12 protein-coding genes are annotated in these 12,544 nt (G+C 56.8%); 3 read left to right on the top strand and 9 right to left on the bottom strand.

The window, feature by feature from the left end; genetic code table 11:
• Positions 1-16 precede the first annotated feature (16 nt).
• The 6 genes from flgG to flgB are packed head-to-tail and all read right to left on the bottom strand — an operon-like array spanning position 17 to position 4,726.
• Positions 17-802 carry a flagellar basal-body rod protein FlgG gene (gene flgG, locus PuT2_RS07945; RefSeq protein WP_093970468.1) on the bottom strand — a complete coding sequence of 262 codons (786 nt, stop codon included), beginning with the start codon at positions 800-802 and terminating at the stop codon, positions 17-19.
• Between the two features lie 42 nt (positions 803-844).
• Entirely contained in the window at positions 845-1,603 is a 759-nt protein-coding gene (locus tag PuT2_RS07950; protein ID WP_093970469.1) for a flagellar basal body rod protein FlgF, read from the bottom strand.
• Between the two features lie 12 nt (positions 1,604-1,615).
• Positions 1,616-3,088 carry a flagellar hook protein FlgE gene (locus PuT2_RS07955; protein ID WP_093970470.1) on the bottom strand — a complete coding sequence of 491 codons (1,473 nt, stop codon included), beginning with the start codon at positions 3,086-3,088 and terminating at the stop codon, positions 1,616-1,618.
• 38 nt (positions 3,089-3,126) lie between these two features.
• A complete protein-coding gene (locus tag PuT2_RS07960; protein ID WP_093970471.1) occupies positions 3,127-3,825 on the bottom strand; it encodes a flagellar hook capping FlgD N-terminal domain-containing protein in 699 nt (232 codons plus the stop codon).
• Positions 3,826-3,876: 51 nt separating this feature from the next.
• Positions 3,877-4,299, bottom strand: coding sequence for a flagellar basal body rod protein FlgC (gene flgC, locus PuT2_RS07965; RefSeq protein ID WP_093970472.1), 423 nt, complete (start codon positions 4,297-4,299; stop codon positions 3,877-3,879).
• Between the two features lie 16 nt (positions 4,300-4,315).
• Positions 4,316-4,726 carry a flagellar basal body rod protein FlgB gene (flgB, locus tag PuT2_RS07970; protein ID WP_093970473.1) on the bottom strand — a complete coding sequence of 137 codons (411 nt, stop codon included), beginning with the start codon at positions 4,724-4,726 and terminating at the stop codon, positions 4,316-4,318.
• A gap of 215 nt (positions 4,727-4,941) precedes the next feature.
• On the opposite strand from flgB, the gene flgA reads away from it, so the two are divergent.
• The 3 genes from flgA (at position 4,942) to PuT2_RS07985 (ending at position 6,552) form a co-directional block, all read left to right on the top strand.
• Positions 4,942-5,658: a flagellar basal body P-ring formation chaperone FlgA gene (gene flgA, locus PuT2_RS07975; protein ID WP_093970474.1), complete on the top strand. Its 717-nt coding sequence runs from the start codon at positions 4,942-4,944 to the stop codon at positions 5,656-5,658.
• 90 nt (positions 5,659-5,748) lie between these two features.
• On the top strand, positions 5,749-6,030 hold the full coding sequence (gene flgM / locus PuT2_RS07980) for a flagellar biosynthesis anti-sigma factor FlgM (RefSeq protein WP_093970475.1): 282 nt from the start codon (positions 5,749-5,751) through the stop codon (positions 6,028-6,030).
• A gap of 9 nt (positions 6,031-6,039) precedes the next feature.
• Complete coding sequence (locus PuT2_RS07985; protein ID WP_093970476.1) at positions 6,040-6,552, top strand: flagella synthesis protein FlgN; 513 nt, start codon at positions 6,040-6,042, stop codon at positions 6,550-6,552.
• Between the two features lie 114 nt (positions 6,553-6,666).
• Here the strand turns inward: PuT2_RS07985 and flhF are convergent, their stop codons facing one another.
• The 3 genes from flhF to flhB are packed head-to-tail and all read right to left on the bottom strand — an operon-like array spanning position 6,667 to position 12,532.
• Positions 6,667-9,264 carry a flagellar biosynthesis protein FlhF gene (gene flhF / locus PuT2_RS07990; RefSeq protein WP_093970477.1) on the bottom strand — a complete coding sequence of 866 codons (2,598 nt, stop codon included), beginning with the start codon at positions 9,262-9,264 and terminating at the stop codon, positions 6,667-6,669.
• Entirely contained in the window at positions 9,261-11,375 is a 2,115-nt protein-coding gene (flhA, locus tag PuT2_RS07995; protein ID WP_093970478.1) for a flagellar biosynthesis protein FlhA, read from the bottom strand. The genes flhF and flhA overlap by 4 nt, the downstream gene beginning before the upstream one ends.
• 17 nt (positions 11,376-11,392) lie before the next feature.
• Entirely contained in the window at positions 11,393-12,532 is a 1,140-nt protein-coding gene (gene flhB / locus PuT2_RS08000; protein WP_093970479.1) for a flagellar biosynthesis protein FlhB, read from the bottom strand.
• Positions 12,533-12,544: the final 12 nt, after the last annotated feature.

A 12,544-nucleotide genomic window follows, 5' to 3' on the forward strand; every position in this document is an offset into this window, starting at 1 on the left:
TTCCAGACCAATAAAATTACAGCTGAGTCAAGCGAGCAAGCATCTGGTCGGATGTCTGGATAGCTTTACTGTTCATTTCGTATGCACGCTGCGACGTAATCATGTTCACGAGCTCTTCGGCTACGTTGACGTTCGACGTTTCAACATAGTTTTGCATCAGCAAACCCGCACCATCCAGGCCAGGCTGAGCGAAGTTGCCCGGGCCAGAGGCATCGGTTTCGGCGTAGAGGTTTTCGCCCAAGCTTTGCAAGCCAGTGGGGTTGATGAACGTCGTCAGCTGAATTTGACCGACTTCGACGCTGGCACCGACGGCACCAGGCTGCGTGATGGAAACGGTACCATCGCGGGCAATACTGACGCTCAGCGCATTGTCGGGAATGTTGATGGGCGGCTGCACCGGGTAGCCGCCCGCCGTCACTAACTGACCGTTCTGATCAACTTGCAAGCTACCGTCACGCGTGTAGGCAAATGTACCGTCAGGCATTTCGACCTGCAAAAAGCCACGACCCTGAATAGCCACATCGAGCTGGTTACCGGTTTCGCGCATATTGCCTTGCGAATGGATGCGCTCGGTGGCAACGGTACGCACACCGGTGCCCAACTGCATACCCGAAGGCAGCTGGTTGGCGGCACCCACCTGCGCGCCCGGCTGACGAATGGTTTGGTACATCAGGTCTTCGAACACCGCGCGGCTGCGCTTAAAACCAGAGGTGTTGACGTTGGCCAGGTTGTTTGAAATGACATCGAGATTGGTCTGTTGAGCTTCAAGACCTGTCTTGGCAATCCATAACGAACGAATCATTGTTTTTCCTTTGGGGCGAGATTTGCGTCGCCCTGCTTTACATTAACCGTTGCTCGACAAAATGCTGTTAGCGCGCTCGGCGTTACGATCAGCATCTTGAATAATCTGCATCTGCATCTCGAACATGCGGCCGTTACGAATCAGGCCGATCATGGTTTCGGCAGCGCTGACGTTGCTTTTCTCGACAAAGCCAGACACCATGCGCACCGCAGGGTCTGCCGGTGCAGCCGCGGGGCCATTGCCCTGGTCGAAGCGGAACAGGCCGTCGTCGCCGCGCTGCATAGCCTGCGCTGGTGGGTTGACCAACTTGAGCTGACCAATAACTTGAATGTCTGCGGGGTTGTCACCCGCACCCAGCGCGGTGATTGAGCCATCAGACGTAAACGTAATGCTGCCGCGCTCGGGCACCTCGATGGGCGCGCCGTCGTTAGACAACATCACATGACCGGCTTGGTTAACCAATTGGTTGTTTTGGTTGACCGCAAGATCACCGGCACGCGTGTAGGCCTCTTGACCATTAGGGCCCCGCACAGCAAACCAGCCGTCTCCCATAACCGCCACATCAAGCGCATGACCCGTTTCGGTCATGGCGCCTTGCCCAAAATTACTGCCCGGAGTTGACGCAATGGTCGCGACCCGGGTGGGCGAGGTGTTTTCGGCATTGATGGGAACAGCGCGGTAATTAACGAGCTGTTCACGAAAGCCGGAGGTAGCCACGTTGGCCATGTTGTTGCTGAGCACCGACTGCTGCTCAAGCACCTTGGCCGCCCCACCCGCTGCGATATACGCAATACGATCCATAACTTAAGCCGATTAGCGCATCGAGATCAGATTCTGGACGATCTGATCCTGGGTTTTGATGGTTTGTGCGTTAGCTTGATAGAAGCGCTGGGCAATAATCATGCGCACCAATTCCTGGCTGAGATCGACGTTGGAGTCTTCGACCGCCTGCCCTTTGATGCTTGCCAGACCATTAGTACCAGGACGGCCCACGATAGGCTGACCTGACGCGCCGGTTTCTACCCAGGCGTTGTCGCCCGAAGGTTTAAGACCATTCAAATTATTGAAGTTTGCCAGGGCCACGTAGCCAGTGGTGCGCATTTCACCGTTGGTGTAGCTGGCAATTACCGCGCCGTCTGTACCAATGGAGATGCCGGCATATTCGCCCGTAGGGTAACCACTGGGGGTAAACGTATAGGAGAACGCGCCGCTGAACGATGTGGATTTGTCGTAATCAAAGGCGAGTTCCAAATCGGCAGCAGGCGCTGTAAGCCCGCCAACATTGGTAATGTTGAGCGTGTTCTGCTGGCCAGACACCAACTGACCGCTTTCCGAGAAGCGCATCTGGTGCGGTGCGGTGGGGTTGATGACATTACCGTCCATGGCATAGTAGACGTCCCAGGCGGTTTGGCCCGCATCCGATTCGCGCTTGACGAAATACTGAATGAACTGGTGGGAATTACCCAGCGAGTCGTAAGCCGTTAACGGCAACGAGTGGGTATAGCTGTTGGCGTCGGTAGTGCTGAACGGACGGGCAACGATGCCGTCGGTTTCGCCGACCGATTTAATTGCTGCGGTGTCAGCAGGTGCAACTGCGTTACCAGCCACTGTGAACGGACCTACCGACCCTGTACCGGAGGCATCATTTGCAAAATTATAATTACCATCGGCAAGCGTCGCTGGCGAACCGTCCGCATTGCTCCATGACAAGATAGCGCCAGAGGCACTATCCATACGATAACGGTATTGATTCCAAGTCGTCCCCCCATCGCTACTGGCATACACCAGCCCGATGGTATCGCCTTGTTCGTACACAATGTTGGCGTTTGCGTTCAGGTTGGTCATCGTCGCAATATCGGTGGTTGCAGACGGAGGCAAGTTACCCAGGGGTACCTGAAGCGGCGCCATATCATCGCCAATCAGGCCAAAACCGGTAAGACGCTGGCCTTGTGCATTGACAATAAAGTTCTTTTCGTCGGCAAAGAACTGACCGTTACGGGTATACAGAATATTGCCGTTGGGGTCCTCGACACGGAACAAGCCCTTCATGCCGTCGATGGCCAGGTCGAGCTGGTTACCCGTGTTTGTGATGGAACCCACCGTAAAACGCTGGTTGACAGCGGCCAGCTTGACCCCCAGACCGACCTGCGAATTGGCGTAGACGTCGGAGAACACCACCGACGACGACTTGAAGCCGACTGTGCCCGCGTTGGCAATGTTGTTGCCAATGACGTCGAGCTCTTGTGCAGCAGCATTCAGACCGCTTAAACCTTGACCGAAACCCATGATTCTTCCTTGTCCTGACCGTTAACTTAACGAATGAATTACATAATTTTGCGAATGTCGAACAGCGAGCGTGACCCCACAAGACCGAGGTCGAGCCGCACGCCGTCGGAGGCATACGCAACACTTGAAACCTTGCCGTACGTGAGTGCTTCACTGCTGACCGCTACGCCTTCGGCGCCTGTGGCGGCAACCTGCACCGAATAGGCGCCATCGGCCACCGGCTGACCGGCGTCGTCCAGGCCGTCCCACTCCATGGAGAGCACGCCTGAGGGTGTGGCACCCAGTTCGATAGTGCGCACGGCACGGCCGCTGCCGTCTTGAATGGTGACAACAACCTTTTGAGCGGACGAAATAAGATCGACCCCGAACGGTGTCGCCACTTTGACCGTTTCGCCATCGACCTGCGAGCTGCCCAAGGAAATCTTATTGCCCGTGACCAGGACGCCCTTGCCAATCAGACTGGCAGCCTGCATGGACTGGGTCATGTCGAGCTGACCAGACAACGCCAGCAACGTATTGTTCAGCTGTGTAATGCCGTTTACCGTCTCGAGCTGCGCCAATTGCGAAGTGAACTGCGCATTGTCCATTGGGCTTAAAGGATCTTGGTTACGCAACTGCGTCACCAACAAGGTCATGAACTGATTCTTGGCGTCTTCGGCCCGCTTGTTTGCTGCCGCATTTGCTGCAAACATAGAGGCCGAATCAACGGCATTACTGGTAGGATTCACTGTAGCCACGGTTCAATCTCCGTATCGAGGCCAGGCATCACCGCCCGGCCATTAAAACTGTTACTGACCAATCGACAACGTACGATTCATCAGGCTTTTGGCCGTATTGATGACTTCGACGTTGGCCTGGTAAGAGCGCGACGCTGAAAGCATATTGACGGTTTCTGCAACGACATCAACATTAGGCAAAGTGACGTAACCGTCGGCGTTGGCCAATGGGTTTTTGGGGTCGTATTGCATGCGCGGGGGTGCGTTGCTTTCGATGACACGAGACACCTGCACACCACCCACCGCTGCCGCACGGCCGGCATTTTGGCCGCCCTGCGGCACCATTTCGAAGACAACCTGACGGGCCTTGTAGGGCTGGCCGTCGGGGCCAGCGACGCTGTCGGCGTTGGCCAAATTACTGGCCGAAACGTTCATGCGTTGCGACTGGGCGGTAAGCGCCGAGCCGGCAATTTGAAAAAGACTTAACGAAGACATGACTTAATAACCCTGATTACTGCTGCAACGCGGCCATCAGACCCTTGATGCGCTGGGAAATGATGGTGAGGTCGGTTTGATATTTGGTGGTGTTCTCGGCAAACTGCACGCGCTCGACATCCATATCGACGGTGTTGCCATCAAGACTGGGCTGCAAAGGCTGACGGTAAAGCAAATTGGCACCCGCGGGTGATTGCGCCAAACCTGGAATGTGCCGCGCCGATGTCGTTGCCAGCGCTGTGTCGGGCAAACGCTGGTGGCCATTGCCCATTGCTTCTTTCAGGGCACTGCCAAAATCAAAGTCGCGGGCCTTGTAATTAGGCGTGTCGGCATTGGCAATATTTGCAGCCAGCACTTCTTGACGCTGCTGACGCAGCCTGATGGCGTCCTGGAAAAACTTGAAATCTTCGCCGATACGATCAACCATGATCCAACCTGTACAATTCAAAACGCAAATTTTTGATTACCGGCCTAAAGGTTTTACCTATGCAGCCGTTAATTGTCAGGTTCTATAGTAGACGCCGGCCTCGCAAGACAAACTTCGAAATAAGGTGCAATTTGTCGGCCAATTCCCCAGTTGAATTGCAGTCATCGGGCGAACCGGCTATTGGCGACACTTTGAACGGGCCTTAAAATGGGGCCATGTCCACATTAAATGCCCTAGGGCTCAGCGTTCTGCTTTTCTTAGCCCCCACCTGGGCCGCAGCGCAATCAGCCCCCTCCTCTCCCGAATCCCCAGCCATCAACACCGATGCCTTGGTGTCCGATATCGAGGCATTTTTGCAAGATCTGGCCGCTTCGTGGCCTGGCGTACCCGTGATCTCGATCTCTGACCCCAACCTGCAAAGACAGCCGGCCTGCGCCGACTACGAAATTTTCTTGCCAGGCCGCCAAACGTTACGATCACGGCTTAACGTGGGCATACGATGCTTGGCACCGCAACCGTGGGTCGGCTACACCCAGGTCAATGTACGCATCGACGGCGTGTATTACGTTGCCGCACGCAGTGTTAATGCAGGCAGTGTGCTTAGCCTAGACGATATCTTGCCGCAAGAAGGCGACCTGCTTCGCCTACCCGCGGGGTCGTTGCTCGACCCGGGTCAACTCGTTGGCTACATTACCACCCAGCGCTTAGCCGCCAGGCGCCCAATCAAGGCATCTGCCTTACGCAGCCCCGACTCTATCGAACGGGGGCAACGCGTTAAAATAGAGGTTCGGGGCCTGGGGTTTGTCGCCAGCAGCGACGGCCAGGCCATGCAGGGCGGCGAACCGGGTACCCAAATCCAGGTCAAGACCGCATCAGGCCAAATCGTGACAGCCACCGTACTTAATGCCCAAACCGTCATCATCCCGATGTAAGAATCTTGTTTTAGCGGCTAAAGTTTTGTGTCGTGCGTCCGTTACCCTCTATACTTAGGGCTCAGACGCCCTGTTACACCGGAGCAACCCGTGAAAATCACACCGTCGCTGAACAAACCTGCCGTTAATCCAATTGCCCCTCAACGGGCGGGCGCAACCGCGACCCAAAATAACGCAGGCCCAACCGGCAAATCGGCTGTCGACCTCAGCAGCACAGCACGACACTTGTCCAGCCTCGAAAACAGCGACAACGACATCAACATGGAGCGCGTCCAGCAAATCCGCGATGCCATCGCTGCTGGCGAACTCAAAGTCAACCCCGAGCGCATCGCCGACTCGTTGTTGGCAAGTGCCCGCGAACTTCTCAAATAAGTAGCCATCATGTCAGACCAGCCCGAAGCACTTCAAGCCCTTATCAATTGTCTTGATACCGAAGTGCGTCTCGTCGGGCGGTTTATCGACACCCTGAAAAGCGAAGCTCAAATTCTCGAATCGGGCCGCCCCGACGAACTGGTTGCATCAAGCCAGAAAAAAGAACAACACGCCGAACAACTGGGGCAGGCGACGCAAGCCCGCGACCAAGCCCTCGAGGCCCTCGGTTTTTCTGCAGGCCATGCTGGTTTACAAGCAGCAGCAAAAGCACACCCCGAAGCCTCTACCCTAGCGGCACGGCTAACCGACCTCGCCCTGCAAGCACGCAGCCTGAACGAAACCAACGGCGCATCTATTGGCTTGCTGCAACGCCAAAACCGGCAGATGCTGGAAGTATTGCAACGCCTAGCCAATGTAGGTACAGGGGCTAGCGAAGTCTACGACGCCAGCGGAAAGTCGAAACACCTCGACACCCCCGGCGGTAGCACCCAACCACGGCTCAAGCCCGTTAAAGCCGGCTGATATCCGGCAGTCACAGGCGTATCACGTCTTGGGCAAGCTTAAACAAAGATAGGTGAAGCGGCACCCGCAGGCAGATTACGTTATACATGCCTGCGGTTACCTGGGCTTGTCAGCTCAGACGGTCATTTCTTTGAGCGTAAACAATTTCATCATGGCCGACACTGCTGCCACCTGAGTGGGTCTTGGGTTACCCGCCAGGCCCAAAAGCGCCTTACGCAACCCGACAGTCTCAACACCCGCAAGAGCATGCCACGTTGCAAGCCCTACCTGTATGGCGGTCAACGCGCGCTTTTGAGAGGCATCGGCCCATTGCCGTGGCGCAAGCATAGGCCACCAGCGCGCGGCCAGACGAAAAGCGGCTTTTTGCTCGGTGGCGACCAACAGCGCCATTGCCAGACGCTCGGGCGACGCATTGATGGTGGTGGCATGCGCAAGCCCATGCACTGTGCGCAATACAGTACCGCTGTCGCGATCGACTACGCGAGCAGCTACCAGAAGCACTGGCAGATGGCCGGCCTGCCGAGACACAAGCTCCACGGCCTGAACACCAGCCCAAACAACCAGCCGCCCACGATCTATGCTTTGAATTTCGGCCAGATCGAGCAGCTCGTTGAGCGCGCCGACGGGATGGTAGTCGACGGCCTTGGACAGCGCGCCTACCGTCGTGGCGCACCCCTGTTCGTACACTTTGGTTGTTGCGGGGCATGGCGACAGCCAAGCTGCACCCGACGCAGACACCGCATGCCAAAGCGCTTGCGTAGACTGGTCGAAAACATGCAACACAGGCACTTCGGCAAGCGACTGCGCCACCCAACTGATCTGATCCAGCAAGGCCTCGATATTGCCAGGTGCCTGAAGTGCGGAACTGCCGTCGGAGGCTCGCCAACCGTCGGCCAGCGTGAGCTGCTGATAAGGCGACGCCCAAGGTGTGCCGGATTGACTACATAATACTGTGGCGCGCAAGCGGCCTGCCGAACGGTTATCGGATTCTCGCAGCGCAATTTGATCGTGCAAGGCCAGCATGTACTGCCCCTGCTGGCCTACAAATTCGTTTTGTGCGGCCCGCAATAAATGCAAGCCCAATGCCTGGATGCCGTCGGTAATATCACCTTTAAAATAGCGGCGCCACAGCTCGTAGGTTTCAGAGGTCAGCAGGTCGTCGTCGATTTGCGCGCAAGCGCCCTCGATGTCGGCGAGCTCGACACCACTGCCCGCACTGCCGGCAACCGTCAACAAATTCGGCAATAACTGACGACGCTTTTTCTCGATATTCTGAGGTGTCTCTTCAGCCGGCTTGGCCATAGACATCAGGGCCGCAAAATCGGCCTCGGACGGCGCATACAAAGCCTGAGACTGTGGCTTGACCATGGCCCGGTCGACTAAATCAGACGCCGACAAATACGACAGGTTTTGCGGAACTTTCTGACCGTCGGATATATAGCAAACCGGCAACTGATAGCGAATGGCCGTGTCGAGTGCAGCGCCCAGGCGAGTTGCTTCGTCGACCTTGGTAATGATGCAACCGCGCAACCGGCTGCCACCATCATTGGTGTAGCTGCGGGCGACTTCATCAAGCGTATCACCGTGGCTGGAGGCATTCAGTACGAGCAAGCGCTGGATGTCGCGCCCGGCCTGGCCCAGCATGGTGGCCTGTTCAGCCACATGGCGATCGCGTTGGCTGATACCTACGTTGTCGATAAGCACGGTTTGATGCGCGCTCACACCGCCCAGGATACGGCGCAACTCAGCAGCATCTTGAACCACGTGAACCGGCACGCGCATCATTTGGCCATAAATGCGTAACTGTTCGTGGGCTCCAATACGGTAGGTGTCGGTCGTCAGCAACACCACATTTTCTGCACCCAAACGCTTGACGCAACGCGCGGCCAGCTTGGCCACCGTCGTCGTTTTACCCACACCGGTCGGCCCCACCAGCGCCACGACTGCACCAGGTTGCCAAAGCTCGTCTTCAGTTTCAAGCACGGGCAAGTGGCGCACCAATTCGTTGCGTGCCCACTGAAATGCCGCTTTGGCACCCATGTTTTCGGGCAAACGCTTAAGCATGGCCCGAAGCAGTGCCGTACTGAACCCAAAACCCAACAGGGTTTGAAAAAGTGAAATAGCCTGGGGCGCCCGACGCAGCTGGCTGCCCCATAAAAGTTCGTCGATACGGCTTTCAAGAACGCCTTGCAGAGCGCCAATGGCCCCGAGCACATCGCCGGACGATTCGGTCGGCCCGCCCATCGCTGCAGCCAAAGCTGCCGGCGCTGGGCGCAAACCTGTTGCCGGCGGCTGACGCAACCCTGAAGGAGGCAAACCGCCAGCGGACGGCATCGCACCGGTCGGACGTGATCCGCCCTCTGCAGAAGACATGTGTCCGGACAAAGCCCCGGCACGACGCGGATCACTGCCAGAGGCAGACGTGGGCGGTGTCCCAGGCATACCCGGATATGACACCGGACCCGAAGCCTGATCAGGACGTCGAAAAGCGGTACGCATTGTGACGGGCGCCTGCTTGGCTGCAGCCTCGGCTTCTTGAGCTGCAATCTGCTGCACGACATTATCGGGTAATGCGGTTTGATCGGTGGCCAGTATTTCGACGCCGCCATTAACACGGCGATTGGAAATAATCAGCGCATCAGGCCCAAGCGCCAGACGAACCTGACGCAGGGCTTCACGATTCGTCGCGCCGAAAAAACGACTAATGTTCAACTAGGACTCCCGCCAATTACTGAAGTGATACGCAGTATACGTTCTTCAGGAATTTCGAAGTTGGACAAGACACCCAGTTGCGGAAAATGATGTCGCAAGAATCGCGACAATGAAGATCGCAACACAGGCGGCACAACAAGCACGGCTGCATCACCACGCGCTTCTTGCGCATTGATGGCGCGCTGTGCGTCGTTGAGCAGAGTTTCAGCCAGACCAGGTTCGAGCGCACCACTTGTAGTGAGCGCCTGAGTCAGCACCCGCTCGAGTTTGGGATCGAGGCCAATAACGCGCAAGTCGCCATCGCCCGGAAACCACTGCTGAGTAATTGCCCTGCCCAATGCCATACGAACCTGCTGCAACAACTCGACTGGATCGGGCCCAGTACCATTGGCATTCATGGCCGAAAGTCGTGGTGCATGTTCGGCAAGGCATTCGATAATAGTGCGGACATCTCGAATGGGTACCTCTTCGTCGAGCAAGCCTCGCAATATTTTCTGCAAGGCGGTCAGGCTGATGGTCTTGGGCACCAGGTCTTCGACCAGCTTGGGCGACTCTTTTGCAATATGGTCAAGCAACTGCTGGACTTCTTGACGGCCCAGTAACTGGGCACCGTAGCGATGCATTAAATGATTTAAATGCGTCGCCACAACTGTACCCGCGTCCACCACGGTGTAGCCAGCAATCTGCGCCTGTTCACGCAACGACACATCAATCCATACAGCCGGCAAGCCAAACGCGGGGTCGGTCGTTGGAGTACCCGGCAACTTGGTTGCCACCTCGCCCGGGTCGATCGCCATCCATTGGTCAGGCATGGCCAGGCCGCGCCCGACTTCAACGCCCGACAGCAAAATACGGTATTCGTTGGGTTTGAGCTCGAGATTGTCACGAATATGCACCACGGGCGGCAAAAAGCCGACGTCTTGCGCAAACTTTTTACGTAGACTGCGAATCCGGTGCAACAACTCGCCATTTTGAGAGTGGTCGACCAAGGAAATCAACCGGTAGCCGACCTCAAGCCCCAGCGGGTCGACCAAGGCAACGTCATCCCAGGTCGCCTCGGCTGCGGCAGCTTCGGCTGCTGCCTGCTGCTGGACGGGATCCGGCGCCGCCTTCACGGCTTCTTCCTGCTGACGCTTGTAAAGCACCCAGCCCGTGCCGGCTAACGAAGCGGCCAACAACAAAAAGGCGAAATGCGGCATATTGGGAATGAGCCCCATGATGCCCAAAATAGCGGCCGTGATGAACATGACGGTGGGGTTAGCCAACAATTGCCCGACCATTTGCTGGCCGATATCTTCGTCGGTAGCCACACGCGACACCACTACACCCGCAGCAGTTGAAATAACGAGCGCCGGAATTTGCGCGACCAGACCGTCGCCAATCGCCAGAATAGTGTAGACCTCGGCGGCATCAGCGAAACTTAAGCCGTGCTGACCAACGCCCACGATCAGGCCACCAACAACGTTGATGACCATGATCAGCAAACCTGCGACGGCGTCGCCACGCACGAACTTGCTGGCGCCGTCCATCGAACCATAGAACTCCGCCTCCTGACTCACCTCGGAGCGGCGTCGGCGCGCCTCTTCTTCACCAATCAGCCCCGCATTCAGATCGGCATCAATAGCCATCTGCTTACCCGGCATGGCATCGAGCGTAAAGCGCGCGCCGACTTCGGCAATGCGCCCCGCACCCTTGGTAATGACCATGAAGTTGATGATGACCAAAATGATGAACACGATGATACCGACCGCAAAATTGCCGCCGATAAGAAAGTGACCGAAAGCTTCGATGACCTGGCCGGCTGCGTCGGGGCCTTGATGCCCGTTCATCAGCACCACGCGGGTCGAGGCGACGTTAAGCGCCAGCCTTAACAAGGTGGTAAACAGCAACACCGCCGGGAAAGCCGCAAAATCGAGCGGCTTTTTAGTAAACATGGCCACCAGCAGCACCATGATCGACATCGCGATGTTGAACGTAAAAAACAAGTCGAGGACGATGGGTGACAACGGCAAGATCATCATGGACAAAACCATGATGATCAAGACGGGACCGGCCAGCAATCGTGCGTGCTGCGAACCGTTGGCTTTAAACAGGGCGAGTAAGTTATTCATTAAATTCAGGTGCCTGGCTATTTAGCCGACAAGGGGTCGAGCTCGGGCGGTACCGGTAAATTGTCGGGCACAAGGGGTTCTGCTCCCGTGCCATTGTTCCAGCTTCGCAGCTGGAACACCCAGGCCAAGACCTCGGCCACCGCTTTATAGAGTTCGACAGGAATTTCGTGCCCCAGCTCGACATGCTCGTGCAAGGCACGAGCCAGTGGCGGCGCGCTGAACATGGGGACTTTATGTTCATCGGCAAGCATGCGTATGCGTGCGGCGGTCAGGCCGCTGCCTTTGGCCACCACGCGTGGCGCACCGGTGCCACCATCTTCGTACTTTAACGCTACCGCATAATGCGTAGGGTTGGTAACAACCACATCGGCCTTGGGAACTTCGGACATCATGCGACGCCGTGCCATGGCGCGTTGCTGCGCCCTGATGCGCCCTTTGACGTGTGGGTCGCCCTCGCTTTCTTTGTGTTCTTGCTTGACGTCCTGACGGCTCATTCGCAGCTTTTTATGATGACTGTACAACTGCCAAGGCGCATCGATGAACACAATAAGCAGCAATGCAGCAACTATAAGGGCGCTACACAAGGCCACCAGTCGCATGCCATTGACCAGCGCAGCGGTCGGCGACGCATAAGTCAGCGCCAGCATGTCGTCGCGGTAAGCCCAAATGACTGCGGCCGAGATGCCGCCGATAACCGTTGCTTTAAGCAAGGTTTTAATCAACTCGACCAAGGTTTGCGCGGAGAACATGCGCATGACACCTTTCAAGGGGTTCATGCGTTCAAACTTGGGCTCGAGTGCCTTCGTAGAAAACAACAACCCGCCAAGCGAAACCGACGAAAACACGGCCAATATGACCAATATGCCGAAAATCGGCAGCAGTACCAGCAGCGCGTTCCAGGCCGAGTTGGCCGCCTGTGCGGTCATGACTGCGGTATCTTTGGCAACCCGCAGGTCGAACCACATACCGGCACGTATCACGCCGGTCAGGGTGCGGTAGAGCTCTCCGCCCATAAACCATAAGCCGGCCACACCACCGGCCAGCAGCATGAAGGTATTGAGCTCGCGCGAACGCGCCACCTGCCCTTCTTCTCGCGCCTTTTCCAGGCGCCGGGGGGTGGCTGATTCGGTTTTTTCGAGGTCGCTATCCTCTGCCATGGGTCAAAATGC

Source organism: Pusillimonas sp. T2, assembly GCF_002236805.1.
Classification (GTDB): domain Bacteria; phylum Pseudomonadota; class Gammaproteobacteria; order Burkholderiales; family Burkholderiaceae_B; genus Neopusillimonas.